Origin of the sequence: Achromobacter mucicolens, assembly GCF_902859725.1 — a bacterium.
Taxonomy (GTDB): Bacteria; Pseudomonadota; Gammaproteobacteria; order Burkholderiales; family Burkholderiaceae_B; genus Achromobacter; species Achromobacter mucicolens.
In genome coordinates, this window is record NZ_CADIJP010000010.1 from 156,594 (window position 1) to 174,176 (window position 17,583).

General features: G+C 64.1%; 13 protein-coding genes. 3 read left to right on the top strand and 10 right to left on the bottom strand.

Features of this window, described 5'->3' with window-relative positions; all coding sequences use genetic code 11:
• Positions 1-3: 3 nt before the first annotated feature.
• From glcE to tldD, 5 genes are all read right to left on the bottom strand, one after another.
• Entirely contained in the window at positions 4-1,110 is a 1,107-nt protein-coding gene (gene glcE / locus HV786_RS14875) for a glycolate oxidase subunit GlcE (protein ID WP_175211163.1), read from the bottom strand.
• Positions 1,111-1,122: 12 nt separating this feature from the next.
• On the bottom strand, positions 1,123-2,622 hold the full coding sequence (locus HV786_RS14880) for an FAD-linked oxidase C-terminal domain-containing protein (protein WP_128829856.1): 1,500 nt from the start codon (positions 2,620-2,622) through the stop codon (positions 1,123-1,125).
• A 180-nt stretch (positions 2,623-2,802) separates the two neighbouring features.
• Positions 2,803-4,212 (bottom strand): FAD-binding oxidoreductase, encoded by a 1,410-nt coding sequence (locus HV786_RS14885; protein WP_062838468.1) that lies wholly within the window; start codon positions 4,210-4,212, stop codon positions 2,803-2,805.
• 102 nt (positions 4,213-4,314) lie between these two features.
• Entirely contained in the window at positions 4,315-5,388 is a 1,074-nt protein-coding gene (gene aroG / locus HV786_RS14890; RefSeq protein ID WP_128829855.1) for a 3-deoxy-7-phosphoheptulonate synthase AroG, read from the bottom strand.
• A 246-nt stretch (positions 5,389-5,634) separates the two neighbouring features.
• A complete protein-coding gene (gene tldD / locus HV786_RS14895) occupies positions 5,635-7,095 on the bottom strand; it encodes a metalloprotease TldD (RefSeq protein WP_056322600.1) in 1,461 nt (486 codons plus the stop codon).
• 749 nt (positions 7,096-7,844) lie between these two features.
• Here tldD and HV786_RS14900 point away from each other — a divergent pair.
• A complete protein-coding gene (locus tag HV786_RS14900; protein ID WP_056322597.1) occupies positions 7,845-8,228 on the top strand; it encodes an H-NS histone family protein in 384 nt (127 codons plus the stop codon).
• Between the two features lie 89 nt (positions 8,229-8,317).
• Here HV786_RS14900 and HV786_RS14905 read toward each other — a convergent pair whose 3' ends face one another.
• On the bottom strand, positions 8,318-8,953 hold the full coding sequence (locus HV786_RS14905) for a DUF4136 domain-containing protein (protein ID WP_128827804.1): 636 nt from the start codon (positions 8,951-8,953) through the stop codon (positions 8,318-8,320).
• A gap of 150 nt (positions 8,954-9,103) precedes the next feature.
• On the opposite strand from HV786_RS14905, the gene pepN reads away from it, so the two are divergent.
• On the top strand, positions 9,104-11,809 hold the full coding sequence (pepN, locus tag HV786_RS14910; RefSeq protein ID WP_128827803.1) for an aminopeptidase N: 2,706 nt from the start codon (positions 9,104-9,106) through the stop codon (positions 11,807-11,809).
• Between the two features lie 10 nt (positions 11,810-11,819).
• Positions 11,820-12,839, top strand: coding sequence for a class 1 fructose-bisphosphatase (locus tag HV786_RS14915; RefSeq protein WP_056322592.1), 1,020 nt, complete (start codon positions 11,820-11,822; stop codon positions 12,837-12,839).
• 94 nt (positions 12,840-12,933) lie between these two features.
• On the opposite strand, the gene HV786_RS14920 is transcribed toward HV786_RS14915, so the two are convergent.
• The 4 genes from HV786_RS14920 to alaC form a co-directional block, all read right to left on the bottom strand.
• Entirely contained in the window at positions 12,934-13,155 is a 222-nt protein-coding gene (locus HV786_RS14920) for a YgdI/YgdR family lipoprotein (RefSeq protein ID WP_062838472.1), read from the bottom strand.
• Positions 13,156-13,333: 178 nt separating this feature from the next.
• Positions 13,334-14,743 (bottom strand): threonine synthase, encoded by a 1,410-nt coding sequence (thrC, locus tag HV786_RS14925; protein WP_128827802.1) that lies wholly within the window; start codon positions 14,741-14,743, stop codon positions 13,334-13,336.
• A gap of 34 nt (positions 14,744-14,777) precedes the next feature.
• Entirely contained in the window at positions 14,778-16,082 is a 1,305-nt protein-coding gene (locus tag HV786_RS14930; protein WP_056322581.1) for a homoserine dehydrogenase, read from the bottom strand.
• Between the two features lie 193 nt (positions 16,083-16,275).
• A complete protein-coding gene (alaC, locus tag HV786_RS14935; RefSeq protein WP_008164319.1) occupies positions 16,276-17,463 on the bottom strand; it encodes an alanine transaminase in 1,188 nt (395 codons plus the stop codon).
• Positions 17,464-17,583 lie beyond the last annotated feature (120 nt).

Consider the following 17,583-nt stretch of genomic DNA (forward strand, 5'->3'; position numbering starts at 1 on the left):
GTCCTACAGCTCCAGGACCAGGCGGCCGGGGTTGAACAGGCCGGCGGGATCCAGTTCCTGCTTCAGCCGGCGGGTGATCGCGCCAATGCCCGGCGCAAGCGGGTGAAACACGCCATCGGCCGGCGGCGGCGTGTCCGCAGGCCGGAACAGCGTGGCATGGCCGCCATGCTGGGCCGCCACGTCGCGCAATTGGGCCGCATCGTGCGGGCCGCTCAGCCACCGCTGCCCCCCGCCCCACTCGATCAACGTCGGCCCCAGTTCGAGGTCGGCCGTGGTGGGCGGCAAGGCAAGACGCCACAAGGGCTGCCCGGGCGAAAAGAACGCGTGGGTCTGCTCGCGCAGCGACTGCCACCACGCCGCCGCGGCCTCGGGCGCCATCAGGTCGCCGCCGATCAGCCCTCGGGCGCTGGCGAGCGCGGGCGGCGCGCCCGACAGGCGCACCATCGTCATTCCGTCGGCCCCACCGCTTTCGCTTGTCCAGCTCGATGCGGAGATCGGCAATGGCTTGCCGCGCCAGAAGGCAAAGTTCGCCAGCGCCTGCGCCTGCGTGGCGGGCAGCGTCAGCGTCATCTCTTCCATCGGCTTGGGCACGACCTTGAGCGACACCTCCAGGATGGCGCCAAAGATGCCATGCGAGCCGGCCAGGAGGCGCGACACGTCATAACCCGCCACGTTCTTCATGACCTCGCCGCCAAAGGACAGGATGCGCCCTTCGGAATCCAGCAGTTGCGCTCCCAACACAAAATCCTTCAAGGCGCCGGCACTCATGCGGCGCGGGCCCGACAGGCCGGCAGCCACGCAGCCGCCCACGGTCGCGGTGGGCGCGAAATGCGGCGGCTCGAAGGCCAGCATCTGGCCGTGCTCTGCAAGCGCGGCTTCCAGTTCGGCCAGCGGCGTGCCGGCGCGCACGGTCACCACGAGTTCGGAGGGGTGATAGCTGACGATGCCGCGGTAAGGCGTCATATCCAGCAGGCAATGGCCATCCTGCGGCCTGACCGGACGATAGTTGCCGTAGAACCGCTTGCTGCCGCCGCCCATCACGAACAGGGGTTTGTGACCGGCACGCGCCGTCATGACCTGGTCGCACAATTCCGACAGGACAAAATCCATAAGGGATACGTCCTAGAAACGGGCGAGATCGGGGAAGCGCAATTCTCCCGCATGGACGTGCATCTTGCCGTATTCGGCGCAGCGAGCCAGCGTGGGGATGACCTTTTCAGGATTGAGCAGGCACGGCGGATCGAAGGCCCGCTTGACTGCCAGGAACGCGTCGAGTTCTTCGCGAGAGAATTGCACGCACATTTGATTTATTTTCTCCATTCCCACACCGTGCTCTCCAGTCACGGTTCCTCCCACCTGCACGCACAGCTCAAGAATGGCCGCACCGAATTTTTCGGCGCGTTCCACCTCGTCCGGCTTATTCGAATCGAACAGGATCAGCGGATGCAGATTGCCGTCGCCGGCATGAAAGACGTTGGCGCATCGCAGGCCGAACTCGTCTTCCATCTGTTCGATGGCGCCCAGCACGCGCGCCAGATGACGACGCGGAATCGTGCCGTCCATGCAGTAGTAATCGGGCGACACGCGCCCCGCGGCGGGAAACGCGTTCTTGCGTCCCGCCCAGAATTTCAACCGTTCCGCTTCCGATGCCGACACCTGGCAGCGCGTGGCGCCGGCCTGCCGGAACACCGACTCCATGCGCGCGATCTCGTGCGCCACCTCTTCGGGCGTGCCGTCCGATTCGCACAGCAGGATGGCCTGCGCATCCATGTCGTAGCCCGCGCGGACAAACGGTTCCACCATATGCGTCGCGCGGCGGTCCATCATTTCCAGGCCGGCGGGAATCATGCCCGCCGCGATCACCTGCGTGACCGCATTGCCTGCAGCCTCGACGCTGGAAAAACTGGCCATGACCACCTGCTGGCACGCCGGCTTGGGGATGAGCTTGACGGTCACTTCGGTGACCACGCCCAGCATCCCCTCGGATCCGATGAACACCGACAGCAGGTCCAGCCCTGGCGCATCGGGCGCGTGCGATCCCAGCTCGACCACATCGCCGTCTATCGTGACCACGCGCACGCGCAACACGTTGTGCACCGTGAGACCGTACTTCAGGCAATGCACGCCGCCGGAGTTTTCCGCCACGTTGCCGCCGATGGAGCACGCAATCTGGCTGGATGGATCCGGCGCGTAGTACAGCCCGTACGGCGACACCGCTTCGGAGATGGCAAGGTTGCGCACGCCGGGTTCGACGATGGCAGTCGCACTGCCCAGGTCGATATGCTTGATGCGGTTGAACTTGGACAACCCGAGCAGCACGCCCCGGCTGTGCGGCATGGCGCCGCCCGACAAGCCGGTTCCGGCGCCCCGCGCCACGATCGGCGCATTCAGACGCTTGCACACGCGCATGATGGCCTGCACCTGCGCTTCGGTTTCGGGCAGGGCAACCACCGCGGGTATGGAGCGGTAAAGGGATAGGCCGTCGCACTCGTAAGGACGTGTGTCCTCTTCGCGATACAGCACACAGTGCGCGGGCAGCACGGCCGACAACGCCTCGATGAGCTGTTGCTGCGAATAAGGCGCCTGCACTTGTGCCAGGCCAGTTTCGACCAGTGAATTCATGAGCGCAACAATAGCGCGAGTGCCCCGGTTAATCAGGCCGGGATTTACCCGCACCTGACGTATTTACGGGGCTTTGCGGCCGATTCATACGTAACCGACCGTAAACCGGGCAGGCGCCTGTCGCTTAAATGCAGCAGGCGTGGACCCAAGCGAGGCGGCGCGTGCCGTCCCGCCCGCCGTTTACCAGGAAACGATCTTGCCCGGATTCAGGATGTTGTTCGGGTCGAAGGCGTGCTTGAGGCTGCGCATCAGGTCGAGCGCGTCGTCGCCATGCTCTTCGGCCATGAACTGCATCTTGTGCAGGCCGACGCCGTGTTCGCCCGTGCAAGTGCCGTCGGCAGCGATGGCCCGGCGCACGAGGTTGTGGTTGATGGCTTCCGATTCCTGCCACTCCTGCGGGCTATCGGCATCCAGCAGCATCAGCACATGGAAGTTGCCGTCGCCCACGTGGCCGACGATCGTGTACGGAAAGCTTGCGCGGTCCAGTTCCTCGACGGTGTCGCGCACGCAATCGGCCAGGCGCGAGATCGGCACGCAGACGTCGGTGGTGCTGGCGCGGCAGCCGGGACGCAATTGCAGGCCCGCGAAGTACGCGTTGTGGCGCGCGGTCCAGAGACGGCTGCGGTCTTCGGGACGCTCGGCCCATTCGAAGTCCATGCCGCCGTGCTCGGCCGTGATGGCCTGCACGGTTTCCGCTTGCTCTTGCACACCGGCCGGACTGCCGTGGAATTCAAACACCAGCAGCGGCGTTTCGCGCAGCGTCAGCTTGCTGTGCAGGTTGACGGCGCGAACGCTCGCGGCGTCCATGAACTCGACGCGCGCGATGGGCACGCCCATCTGGATGATTTCGATCACGCTCTGCACCGCAGCGTCCAGCGTGGGGAAATTGCAGACCGCGGCGGACACGGCTTCGGGCTGCGGATACAGCCGCACCGTGACTTCCGTGATGATGCCCAGCGTGCCTTCGCTGCCCACGAAAATGCGCGTGAGGTCGTAGCCGGCCGACGACTTGCGGGCGCGGCCGGCCGTGCGGATGATGCGGCCGTCAGCGGTGACGACGGTCAGCGACATCACGTTCTCGCGCATCGTGCCGTAGCGCACGGCGTTGGTGCCCGAGGCGCGGGTGGCGGCCATGCCGCCCAGGCTGGCGTCGGCGCCCGGATCGATCGGGAAGAACAAGCCCGTGCTGCGGATTTCTTCGTTGAGCTGCTTGCGCAGCACGCCGGCCTGCACCGTGGCGGTCAGGTCTTCGGCGTTGATGGCCAGGACCTTGTTCATCTGCGAAAGGTCCAGGCTGATGCCGCCCTGGATGGCGAGAATGTGGCCTTCGAGCGAAGAACCGGCGCCGTACGGAATCAGGGGAACGCGATGCTCGTTGCACACCTTGGCGACGTACGCCACGTCTTCGGTGGACTGCGCGAACACCACGGCGTCAGGCAGCATGGCCGGATAAGGCGATTCGTCGCGGCCGTGATGCTCGCGAACGGCGGCCGATTCCGACAGGCGGTCGCCAAAGTGCGCGCGCAGCGCATCCAGGCAGGCGGCCGGCACCGCGCGGCGCAACGATTCGGCGTGCAGGGGAGCGTTCATGATCTCGTGGTTTCCCGGGTTCGATAATCCGAATATTCTACGCCGCCCCGCGTGCTGCGCCGCACACCCCGCCAAGCGCAGGGCGCGCGGCGCGCATCCTCTTCACTTGCCGGAGGTCAGCGCGACGCGGCGGCGTTCACGAACGGCCTGCGCCAGGCGCTCCAGCACAGCCACCGAGGCGTCCCAGTCGATGCAGCCGTCGGTGATGCTTTGGCCATACACCAGGGGCTGGCCCGGCACCATGTCCTGGCGGCCGCCCAAGAGGTGGCTTTCGACCATGACACCGACCAGGCGGGCATCGCCGGCTTCCATCTGGCGCGCGACGTCCTCGACGACGAGCGGCTGGTTCTCGGGGTTCTTGCTGCTGTTGGCGTGGCTGGCATCGACCATGATGCGTTGCGCAAGACCGGCCTTGGAGACGTCCTGGCAGGCGGCGTCAACGCTGGCGGCGTCGTAGTTCGGCGTCTTGCCGCCACGCAGGATCACGTGGCAGTCCTCGTTGCCGGCGGTGGACACGATGGCCGAATGGCCCCCCTTGGTCACCGACAGAAAATGGTGCGGCTGCGAGGCCGCCTTGATGGCGTCGACGGCGATCTTGACGTTGCCATCCGTGCCGTTCTTGAATCCCACCGGACACGACAGGCCGGACGCCAGTTCGCGATGCACCTGGCTCTCTGTCGTGCGCGCGCCGATCGCCCCCCAGGAGACCAGATCCGCGATGTACTGCGGCGTAATCATGTCCAGGAACTCGCATCCCGCCGGCAGCCCCATGCTGTTGATGTCCAGCAGCAGTTGACGGGCCACGCGCACCCCCTTGTTGATGTCGAAGCTGCCATCGAGGTCGGGATCGTTGATGAGCCCTTTCCAGCCCACCGTCGTGCGCGGCTTCTCGAAATAGACGCGCATCACGATTTCCAGGTCCGCGCTCAGGCGGTCGCGCACGGGCTTCAGGCGCTTGGCGTATTCGATGGCGGCACGCGTGTCGTGAATCGAGCACGGACCGATCACGACGATCATGCGGTCGTCCATGCCGTGCAGGATGCGGTGCATGCCTTGCCGCGCGGAGAAGACGGTCTCGGACGCCTCCTTGGTGCAGGCGAACTCGCGCATCACGTGCGAGGGCGGATTCAGTTCCTTGATTTCTCGAATACGAAGGTCATCGGTGTTGTGCGACACGGTACTGCTCCTGGGTTGCCCGCCACGGCGGCATAAAAAAAGCCGCCAGATTCGCTGGCGGCTTTTTTGGGGGGATTCTTTCCAAACTTCAGATTGAGCGCGTCCCTTCCTCCGCCAGCGGCTTCAGAAAACCAAAAAAATAAAAATAAAAGGCGGGGGACGAGAATTTCATGGGGACTGACTCTAGCACAGTTTTTTGAGAGCGTCACGCCAGATTTTTTCGGCGTGCCGCCCCCATTTAACGCATCAAGCCGTGCCGCCGACCGTCAGGCCTTCCATGCGGACCGTCGGCATGCCCACCCCGACCGGCACGCTCTGGCCGTCCTTGCCGCAGGTGCCGACGCCGGAATCCAGCTGCAGATCGTTGCCGATCATGGTCACGCGGTTCATGGCGTCGGGGCCGTTGCCGATGAGGGTTGCGCCCTTGACCGGGTAGGTCACCTTGCCGTCCTCGATCATGTAGGCTTCGGACGCCGAAAACACGAACTTGCCGTTGGTGATGTCGACCTGGCCGCCGCCGAAATTGACGGCATACAGGCCCCGCTTGACCGAGGCCACGATTTCATCGGCAGGCTTGTCGCCGGCCAGCATGTACGTGTTGGTCATGCGCGGCATGGGCAGGTGCGCGAAGGACTCGCGGCGGCCGTTGCCGGTGGCGGCGGTCTTCATCAGGCGGGCATTGAGCGTGTCCTGCATGTAGCCGCGCAGGATGCCGTCTTCGATCAGCACGTTGCGCTGGGTGGCATTGCCCTCGTCGTCGATGTTGAGCGATCCGCGGCGATCCGGAATGGTGCCGTCGTCGACCACGGTGACGCCCTTGGACGCCACGCGCTCGCCGATGCGTCCGGAAAACACGCTGGACCCCTTGCGGTTGAAGTCGCCTTCCAGGCCATGACCGACGGCTTCGTGCAGCAGGATGCCTGGCCAGCCCGACCCCAGGACCACCGTCATTTCGCCAGCAGGCGCCGGGCGCGCCTCCAGGTTGACCAGCGCCTCGTGCACCGCGCGCTCGACATAGCCCTGCAGCATCTCGTCGGTGAAGTAAGCCAGACCCAGGCGGCCGCCGCCGCCGGCGTGGCCCATTTCACGGCGGCCATTGCGTTCGGCAATCACGGTCAGCGACAGGCGCACCAGCGGGCGCACGTCGGCGGCCAGACGGCCATCGCTGCCCGCAACCAGCACCACGTCATATTCCGCGCCCAGGCCCGCCATGACCTGGATCACATGGGGATCACGCGCCCGCGCCATGCGTTCGACGCGTTCGAGCAGCGCGACCTTTTCGGGTGCGCTGAGGCTGGCGACGGGATCAATATCGGCATAGAGGCTGCGGCCGATCTCGGCCTCGACCTGGGCGGCCACCTTGACCTTGCCTGCACCGCGGCGGGCAATACCGCGCACGGCATGCGCCGACGACAGCAGCGCCTCGGGCGACAGCGAATCCGAATACGCGAACGCGGTCTTTTCACCGCTGACCGCGCGCACGCCCACGCCTTGGCTGATCGAGAAACTGCCCGTTTTCACGATCCCTTCTTCCAGGCTCCAGCCTTCACTGCGCGTGTACTGGAAGTACAGGTCGGCGTAATCGACCTTGTGGGTGAAGATTTCACCCAGCGCCCGCGCCATGTCCGCTTCGGTCAGACCCCAGGGGTCGAGAAGAAGGGATTTGGCGGTGGCCAGGGAAGCAATGGCGGGATCGATGATTTTCATAGGCTCAGTTCAGGAACGGCACCGGGGCCGTGCATGCGCGTCGTGGCGCTCAAGACCGTATCGTACCGCCGACACGGGCCCGGCGTCCCGGCAAACGCCAAAAGTCGCGGCTTACCGCAGCGGCAAATGCGGGACAAAATGGTCTCGCATTATCTTGCCGACATAGATGGAGACGGCATACTGGGTATCAAGTTAAGTACCCAATTACGTATCAAGTTAAGCAATTGTGCTCAGACCGAATCGCAAGACTGGCACTTTTCGTCTTGTCGTATGACCTGACGGCTAAATGAAAACTCGGGGACGGAACACTATGGGCCCGGTGTATATCACCCGAGGTGGGATGCAAAGCCATAATGTATGGCACCTGCTTTCGCGACGATTTTCCGCCCGAAGAAAATTGCGGCATTTGACGCGCATTGCACGCGCCGTCGTCCAGGATGAGCGGGCATGCAAAGCCGGCCGATCACACGCCAGGCGCGCCTTTGCAAGGTTGTCCGACAATTGGCGGCTCGCACCGCCCGCCCGTAAACCAAGCAAGCGCATGTTTCAGTTTGTCCCAAATTTGAGATTTTCCTTCCTAACTGATGGAAATTGCAGCCAGCCGCAAGCGGAGAGCCGGTGGCGCTTTTGATACAAAGTAATTAGTCCGACAATTGAGATACCACCTCGTAAATTCTGTATTATGCGAGGCACAACAATTAAACATAACTTCGCCGGCGATTAAAGCAGTTCCATAATCAGGAATAAACATGGCCCGAGAAACCTACGCAGCTCTGCAAGCAAAGATCGAAAAGGAAATCAACAAGCTCCAGAAGAAGGCGGAAATCCTTCAGACGAAGCGCCGCAAGCCGGTCATCACCTCCATCATCACGTCGATGCGCGAGTACGACATTACGCCTGACGAGATCATCGCCGCCTACGGCGCAGGCAAGCCCGCGCGCGCCGCCACGAGTGGCCGCCGCAAGGCCAGCGGCCCCGCCCGCGCAGCCGGCGCCGCCAAGCGCGCCGTGGCGCCCAAGTACCGCCATCCGCAAACCGGAGAAACCTGGAGCGGCCGCGGCAAGGCGCCGCGCTGGCTCGCCGCCGAAGAAGCCGGCGGCGCCACCCGCGAGAGTTTTCTTATCAAGGAATAAAACCTATTCTTCAGTAAGAAAAAAGCGGCGCACCATGATGGTGCGCCGCTTTTTTATTTTAAGCAGGCGCCGCGAGGCGCCTGCTTTCGTCAACGTGCCGGGAATTGAATCTCGCGCTCAGCGCCATTATTGCCTGGGAAATTGTCGAATATTGCACGCACCAGATAGGGCATGGTGCGAATCAAATCGTCACGCTCGCTCAATATGAACGCCGTCGAGCGGTAAACTTCCGCCCCGCCGTTCTGGGTATCACGAATGAAGAGCGAGAGGGAATTGCGCTGGACGACCATGGGCACATCCACCCAGTCAGGGCCCCAGAATCCCGCGCCCATGCCCCAGGGTCCGGGCCCATAGAAGCCGCCGTAGCCGCCGTAGAAATACGGGTCGTACGGACGGCGCACCATCACTTGCGTCTGGCTTGTGCCATAGCGGAACGACACCTCGAACCGCCCTTTCAAGCCAGGGCGCGCCTCGACCAGTCCCGTGGCCCCGATCCCCGCGCGCACCATATCCTGAAATGACTGATATTCCAGATTATTGATTTGGGATGGGTCGGCAGGAACAAACTGGTAGGTCTGGCCCTCGACACCGGTTGGCCATTGCTGAAACGACGTCACGCGGGCGGAGACGGTGGGCGCGGCGCAGCCCGTGAGCATCATGGCTGCCAGCACCGACAAAATACCGGCCCATCGGCCCAGACTGCTGATCCAAGACATCCTGGACATTTGAGACTCCTGTTCGCGCGACGGCGCCATCATACCGAGCTTTGACATAAGCGCTTGCCAAAAGTTTTCAGGCTAGCCCGTACGCCCAAGGTACCGCTCAACCGCCAGCCACTACAATAGCCTCCTTGTTCATACAGGACTGCAAATCCCATGCGCACCGACACGCCCGTTACCGTATACCGCAAGGATTACCAGCCCTACCCCTACGAAATTCCTGAAGTCGCCCTCGCCTTCGATCTCGCGCCCGACGCGACCGAAGTGCGTTGCACGATGCACGTGCAGCGCAGGCAAGAAGCCAGCGCTGACGCCGCCCTGATCCTGGATGGAGAAGAGCTGGAACTCGTGTCGGTAGGCGTGAATGGCGAGCCGCTGCCCGCGGCCAGCTACCAGTTGACCGAACACACGCTAACGCTGCGCGGCCTGCCCGCCGACGCGACCGTTGAAATCGTCAGCCGCTGCAAGCCTTCCGCCAATTCCACGCTGATGGGCCTGTATGTGTCGGGCGGCAATTTCTTCACGCAATGCGAGGCCGAGGGCTTCCGGCGCATTACCTGGTTTGCCGATCGTCCCGACGTGATGTCGCGCTACCGCGTGACGCTGCGCGCGCAGCCCGAGTATCCCGTGCTGCTGTCCAACGGCAACCTGATCGCCTCGCGCCAATTGCCCGACGGCCGCAATGAAGTCGAGTGGGAAGATCCGTTCCCCAAACCCTGCTACTTATTCGCGCTGGTCGCGGGCAACCTGACGCATCGCGAAACCACGGTCAAGACGGTCAGCGGCCGGGACGTGCTGCTGCAGGTCTACAGCGACCCGGGCTCCGAAACCAAAACCGAATGGGCACTGGATTCCCTGGTGCGTTCCTTGCGCTGGGACGAGAGCCGCTTTGGTCTCGAACTGGATCTGGACCGCTTCATGATCGTGGCCGTCCATGACTTCAATATGGGAGCCATGGAAAACAAAGGCCTGAACATCTTCAATGCGGCCTACGTGCTGGCCGACGCCGAAACCGCCACCGACGCCAACTACGAAGGCATCGAGTCGGTCATCGGGCATGAATATTTCCACAATTGGACCGGCAACCGCGTCACCTGCCGCGACTGGTTCCAACTGAGCCTGAAGGAAGGTCTCACGGTCTTTCGCGATCAGGAATTCAGCGCCGACATGATGGCCCGCGACATGGACGCGGCCGCGGCGGCCAGCGCCCGCGCGGTCAAGCGCATCGACGACGTCGTGGCGCTGCGCGCCGCGCAGTTCCCGGAAGACGCCGGCCCCATGGCGCATCCGATCCGCCCCGAGAGCTACCAGGAGATCGGCAACTTCTACACGGCCACCGTGTACGAGAAAGGCGCCGAGGTCATCCGCATGCAGCACACGCTGCTTGGCGAGGCCGGGTTCCGCGAAGGCATGGACGAATACTTCCGCCGCCACGACGGCCAGGCCGTCACGTGCGACGACTTCGTTGCCGCGATGGAATCCGTCTACGTCAAGCAGCACCCGGGTCGCGACCTGTCCGTGTTCCGCCGCTGGTACCGGCAGGCCGGCACGCCGCGCGTCACGGTCAGGCTCGACCACGACACGGCCACCCGCCGCTGCACCGTGACGCTTACCCAGGCCTGCCCGCCGGTCGGCGTGGAAAAGAAGGCCGGCCCCGACTACGTGAAGGCGCCCTTCCACATTCCGTTTGCGATCGGCTTGCTGGACCGTGAGGGCAACGCGCTGCCGCTGCGTCAGGACGGCGCGGTCGTGGACACCGCCCTGCTGGAACTGACCACGCAAAGCCAGCAATGGGTGTTCGAAGATATCGCCGACCGCCCCGTACCCTCGCTGCTGCGCGACTTCTCGGCGCCGGTCATCGTGGACTACGACTGGTCCAACGAGGAACTGGCGCTGCTGTCCGCGCACGATGGCAATCCGTTCGCACGCTGGGAAGCCGGCCAGGAACTGGCCACCCGCCAGATTCTTGCATTGGCCGACGCAAGCCAGGCGGGCCGCCCGCTGCAGGCCGATGCCGCCTTCCTCGAAGCCTGGCGCGCGTTGCTGACCGATCCCGCCCTGGACGCCGCGTACCGTGCGCGCGCATTGGCGCTGCCTTCGGAAAAAACGCTGGCCGAGCGCATGCAGCGGGTCGATCCGCCTGCCCTGGCCGTGGCGCGCGATTTCCTTCGCGCCGAACTCGGCCGTCAGCTCCATGCCGAATTCCGCCGCGCCTTCGACGAGAACCAGACGCCGGGCGAATATAGCCCCGCGCCGATTCCCGCCGGCATGCGCGCATTGAAGAACCTGGCGCTCAGCCACCTGATGGCCGCTGGCGAACCCGAAGCCCGGCGCCTTGCCGAAGCGCAGTACGCCACCGCCGGCAACATGACCGACAGCATGGCCGCGCTGGCCGCCTTGATCAACTTCGGGCAAGGCGACTACCCGAAAGAGGCGCTGGCCGCTTTCTACACCAAATGGAGCGCCAATCCGCTGGTGGTGGACAAGTGGTTCGCGCTGCAGGCCACCGCCCGCTCGACCACGGTGCAGACCGCCCGCGAGCTGATGAAGCATCCGGCATTCACGCTGCGCAACCCGAACCGCGCCCGCGCGCTGATCTTCCAGTTCTGCCTCAACAATGCCCGCGGCATGCACCAGCCGGACGGCTCGGGCTACACGTTCTGGGCGGAGCAGGTGCTGGCATTGGACGCGCTCAATCCGGAGATCGCCGCGCGGCTGGCGCGTGCGCTCGACAACTGGTCTCGTTTCGTCCCGGCGCTGCGTGCCCCCATGCAGGCCGCGCTTGAAAAGGTGCGCCAGCACGACGGCCTGTCGCGCAACGTCCAGGAAATCGTATCCAAGGCTTTAGAATTCGCTGCATAGGGAGATCCTTTTGAAACGTAAAACACTCACTCAATACCTGGTAGAGCAGCAACGCTCCGCCCAAGCCCTGGCGCCGGAAGTGCGCCTGCTCATCGAAGTGGTGGCGCGCGCCTGCAAGGCCATCAGCCACGCGGTCAGCAAGGGCGCGCTGGGCGGCGTTCTGGGCAGCCTGGAAAGCGAGAATGTCCAGGGCGAAGTCCAGAAGAAGCTCGACGTGCTGTCCAACGAGATCCTGCTGGAAGCCAATGAATGGGGCGGCCACCTGGCGGCCATGGCGTCGGAAGAGATGGAAACCATCCATCTGATCCCGAACCGCTATCCCAAGGGCGAATACCTGCTGCTGTTCGATCCGCTCGATGGTTCGTCGAACATCGACGTGAACGTCTCCATCGGCACCATCTTCTCGGTGCTACACGCGCCGCACGACGTGTCGGGCGCGCCCGTCTGCGAAGCCGACTTCCTGCAACCGGGCAACAAGCAGGTGGTGGCCGGTTACGCGGTGTACGGTCCGCAGACGATGCTTGTGCTGACCATCGGCAACGGCGTCGTGGGTTTCACGCTGGATCGCGAAATGGGCTCGTGGGTGCTCACGCACGAGAACATCCGCGTGCCGGAAGACACCAAGGAATTCGCCATCAACATGTCGAACAAGCGCCACTGGGCTGCCCCGGTCAAGCGCTACATCGATGACTGCCTGGCCGGCTCTACCGGCCCGCTTGGCAAGGACTTCAACATGCGCTGGATCGCCTCGATGGTGGCCGACGTGCATCGCATCCTGACCCGCGGCGGCATCTTCATGTACCCGTGGGATGCGCGCGAGCCGGGCAAGGCCGGCAAGCTGCGCCTGATGTACGAAGCCAATCCCATGAGCTTCCTGATCGAACAGGCAGGCGGTGCCGCCATCAACGGCGTCGAGCGCATCATGGACATCCAGCCTGACACGCTGCACCAGCGCGTCAGCGTCATCCTGGGCTCGAAGAACGAAGTCGAACGCGTGGGCCGCTATCACGCCGAGGACGCGGGCAAGTAAGACTCCCGCCGCGCTTTCGGCGCGCCAATGCAAAAGCCCCCGGCCATCATGGCCGGGGGCTTTTTTTCAAGGGTACAGGCAAGCAGGGGTTGCGTTACTTGACCTCTTCGATGGACTTCACGTCGTCCTTGTTGATCTGCATCTTCTTGCCGTTCTGTTCGTATTCATACATGCCCGACTTCTTGTCGTATTCGGGCTCGTCGGGCGCTACGGTCGAAGATCCGTCGCGTTGGTGAATAACCGAGGGCGACGAGCATCCGGCCAGCACACCAACGCCGGTCATCACCAGGGCCAACGTCATGGTCTTCAGCTTCATGGTTGTGTTCTCCGAGTGTTGAATAGGTGATTTCACTCTATCCGAATCGCCCCCCGAAATCGTGTCGGGTTGTCGGCAAAATGCATAAGAACGTAATCGTCCCCGACCCCAATAATGAAAAACCCCTCGCAGGACGCGCCTGGGAGGGGTTGCAACCGTACACAAGCGGCAATCGCGCTTACACCTTGGCGTGTGTCTCGATGAAACGGCGTACGGCGGCCTCGCTGCAGTCCATGACCTCGACGCGCTGCGGCAGCGATTCCAGGTCTGCGAGGTTGCCCGGCGGCGTGGCCGGACGGCCAAGCGCTTCCTCGATGGTCTCGGAGAACTTGGCCGGCAGCGCGGTTTCCAGCACGAGCATGGGAACGCCCGGCTCGACGAATTCGCGCGCGACCTTCACGCCGTCGGCAGTATGCGGGTCGACCAGCACGCCGGTGGCGTCGTAGACGGAGCGAATCGTGGCCAGGCGATCCGTATGCGAGCTGGCGCCCGACACGAAGCCATAACGCGACTCGAACTGGTCCTTCATGTCCGACAGGTCGAACGCGCCGTCGCGCGCCATCGTCGTCCACAATTCCTTCACGCGGTCGGTATCGCGGCCCGTCAGGTCGAACACGAAGCGCTCGAAGTTCGACGCGCGCGAAATGTCCATCGAGGGGCTGGACGTGGCGTACGTCTGCGCGGCCGCGCGAGGACGGTACACGCCAGTGCGGAAGAACTCCTCCAGCACGTTGTTCTCGTTCGTGGCAAGCACGAGGCGGCGGATGGGCAAACCCATGCTGCGGGCGATGTGGCCCGACAGGATGTTGCCAAAATTGCCCGACGGCACGGCGAACGACACTTCTTGTCCCGCGCGCTCGGTGGCGCGCAGCCAGCCATGGAAGTAGTAGACGACCTGGGCGGCAATACGGGCCCAGTTGATCGAATTGACGGCGCCCAGACGGTACTTCGTCTTGAAGGCCAGATCGCCGGCCAGCGCCTTGACGATGTCCTGGGCTTCGTCAAAGACCCCGCGCACGGCGATGTTGTGGATGTTCTCGTCTTGCAGCGAGTACATCTGCGCGCGCTGGAAGGCGCTCATGCGGCCGTGGGGCGACAGCATGAACACCGCCACGCCCTTTTTGCCGCGCAGCGCGTATTCAGCGGCTGAACCCGTGTCGCCGGAGGTGGCGCCCACGATGTTCAGCGTGGTGCCGCGCTTGGAGAGCACGTACTCAAAGACCTGGCCCAGGAACTGCATGGCCATGTCCTTGAACGCCAGCGTCGGACCTTCGGACAGGCCCAGCAGCGACAGCCCGCCATCGAGCGGACGCAGCGGAACGATGTCCTCGCTGTTGAAGATCTGCGGCGTGTAGGCGGCACGGGTCAGACGGCGCAGGTCGTCCGATGGGATGTCCGTGGCAAACAACGACAGCACTTCGAAGGCCAGGTCGGCATACGACAGGCCGCGCCACGATTCCAGCGTTTCCGCGGAAACCTGCGGCAGCGTCTGCGGCACCGCCAGCCCGCCGTCGGGCGCCAGGCCTTCGAGCAGGATGTCGGAGAATTCCAGCGGGGCCATGCCGCCGCGCGTAGAGATGTATTTCATGTCAATTGCTCCACGATGCACCGGGCGCCCCCGATCACGTCAGGTTCTCCACGCGCAGGCGCGTCACCTTGGACCGCACGAACGGCAGCGACTCGATGCGCTCGATGGCCTGATTGACGTTGCCTTCGACGGCCTCGTGCGTGAGGAAGATGATGTCGGCGCCGCCGATGTGCGACGGCTGCTGGATCATCGAACCGATGGAAATGCCGCGGTCGGCCAGGATGCGGGCGATATCCGCCAGCACGCCGGGCTGATCGTCCACGCGCAGACGCAGGTAGTACGACGTGCTGACCTGTTCGATCGGCAGGATCGGGGTGTCCGACATGGCGTCCGGCTGGAAGGCCAGGTGCGGCACGCGGTTGCCCGGATCGGCAGTGTGCAGGCGCGTCACGTCGACCAGGTCGGCCACGACGGCCGAGGCGGTGGGCTCTTCGCCCGCGCCCTGACCGTAGTACAGCGTCGGGCCGACGGCGTCGCCCTTGACCAGCACCGCGTTCATCGCGCCTTCGACATTGGCCAGCAGGCGCTCGGACGGCACCAGCGCCGGATGCACGCGCAGCTCGATGCCGTCGGGGCGGCGCTTGGTGATGCCCAGCAGCTTGATGCGATAGCCCAGGCGCTCGGCGTGTTCGATGTCTTCGGCGGCCAGTTGCGAAATGCCTTCGATGTGGGCGCGGTCGAATTGCACCGGCACCCCGAATGCCAGCGAGGCCAGCAGCGTCAGCTTGTGGGCCGCGTCCACGCCTTCCACGTCGAACGTGGGGTCGGCTTCGGCGTAGCCCAGGCGCTGCGCTTCCGCCAGCACGTCGGCAAACGGCAGCCCGCGCGAGCGCATTTCGGACAGGATGAAATTGGTGGTGCCGTTGATGATGCCGGCCACCCACTGGATGCGGTTGGCGGTCAGGCCTTCGCGGATCGCCTTGATGATGGGGATGCCGCCCGCGACGGCGGCCTCGAAGTTCACCATCACGCCGCGTTCGGACGCGGCGGCGAAGATCTCGTTGCCATGCTTGGCCAGCAAGGCCTTGTTGGCCGTGACCACATGCTTGCCGTTGGCGATGGCTTCGAGCACCAGCTCGCGCGCCAGCGTGTCGCCGCCGATCAGTTCCACGACGATGTCGATGTCGGGATCGCGCACCAGCGCGTGCACATCGGTGTCGACCAGAATGGAGTCGCCCACGCGGGCACGCGCCTTTTCCACATCGCGCACGGCGGCGCGGGTGACTTCAATGCGGCGGCCGGCGCGGCGGGCGATTTCCTCGGCGTTGCGAGACAGCACGGTCCACGTGCCGCCGCCAACCACGCCAAGACCAAGCAGACCCACCTTCATGGGTTTCATCGCGCCGCCCTCTGCGGGCGGGCGTTGAGGGGAATTCATTTCAGTTCTCCATAATGCTTTGTGCTGTTGCGCAGCACCCCCGACGCAAGAAAGCGGTCGCCCCTTATCGGGATGCCGCGGATCCGGCTCCGCCGGTCCGCAGGCATGCCCCCTCAGAGGGGGAAGCGCGCAGCGCTGCGGGGGTGGGCACCCATCACTTCAGCAATCCGTCCTTGCGGAACATATCTTTGATGCCGCGCACCGCTTGACGCGTGCGCTGCTCGTTTTCGATAAGCGCGAAGCGCACGTATTCGTCGCCATACTCGCCGAAGCCGATCCCGGGGGACACGGCCACTTTCGCATCCGACAGGACACGCTTGGCAAATTCCAAAGAGCCCATCGCCCGGTAGGGTTCGGGGATCTGCGCCCAGATGTACATGGACGCCTTGGGAATCTCCACATTCCAACCTGCTTCATGCAGGCCGCGCACGAGCACGTCGCGGCGGCTCTGGTATTGCGCCACGATTTCGTTCACGCAGTCCTGCGGACCGTCCAGCGCGGCGATGGACGCCACCTGGATCGGCGTGAACGTGCCGTAGTCGTGATAACTCTTGATGCGAGCCAGCGCGTTGACCAGCTCGCGGTTGCCGACCATGTAGCCGATGCGCCAGCCGGCCATGTTGTAGCTCTTGCTCATCGTGAAGAACTCGACGGCAACGTCGCGCGCGCCGGGCACCTGCATGATGGACGGCGCCACATAACCGTCGAACGTGATGTCGGCATACGCCAGGTCATGCACGACGAGAATGTCGTGTTCCTTGGCAAGCGCCACCACGCGTTCGAAGAACGACAGGTCCACGCACTGCGCGGTCGGGTTGCTGGGAAAGCCCAGCACCATCATCTTGGGTTTCGGGATGGATTCGCGCACGGCGCGTTCCAGTTCCTCGAAGAAGTCCACGCCCGGCGTCATGCGCACGGAACGGATGTTGGCGCCCGCGATGACGGCGCCGTAGATGTGGATCGGGTAGCTGGGATTGGGCACCAGCACGGTGTCGCCGCGATCCAGCGTGGCCAGCATCAGGTGCGCCAGGCCTTCCTTGGAGCCGATGGTGACGATGGCCTCGGAGTCCGGATCGAACTCGACCGCGTAGCGGCGCTGGTACCAGTCGCAGATCGCCTTGCGCAGGCGCGGGATGCCCTTGGACACCGAATAGCCGTGGGTGGTGGGACGCGTGGTCGCCTCCACCATCTTGTCGACGATGTGCTTGGGCGTCGCCCCATCCGGATTGCCCATCGACATGTCGATGATGTCTTCGCCACGCCGACGCGCCGCCATCTTGAGCTCGCCGGTAATGTTGAAAACGTACGGGGGCAAACGCTCGATGCGAGAGAACTTCCTCATGATGGGAATCCTTAGGGGCGAAAAGGCAAAAAGACCAGGGCGCGGTCGCGCGAAGGGGAAAGGGGCTCTGAGCCGCGCCAGCTCACGATTGCAGCGCAGCAAAACCCTGTAATCTAGCGC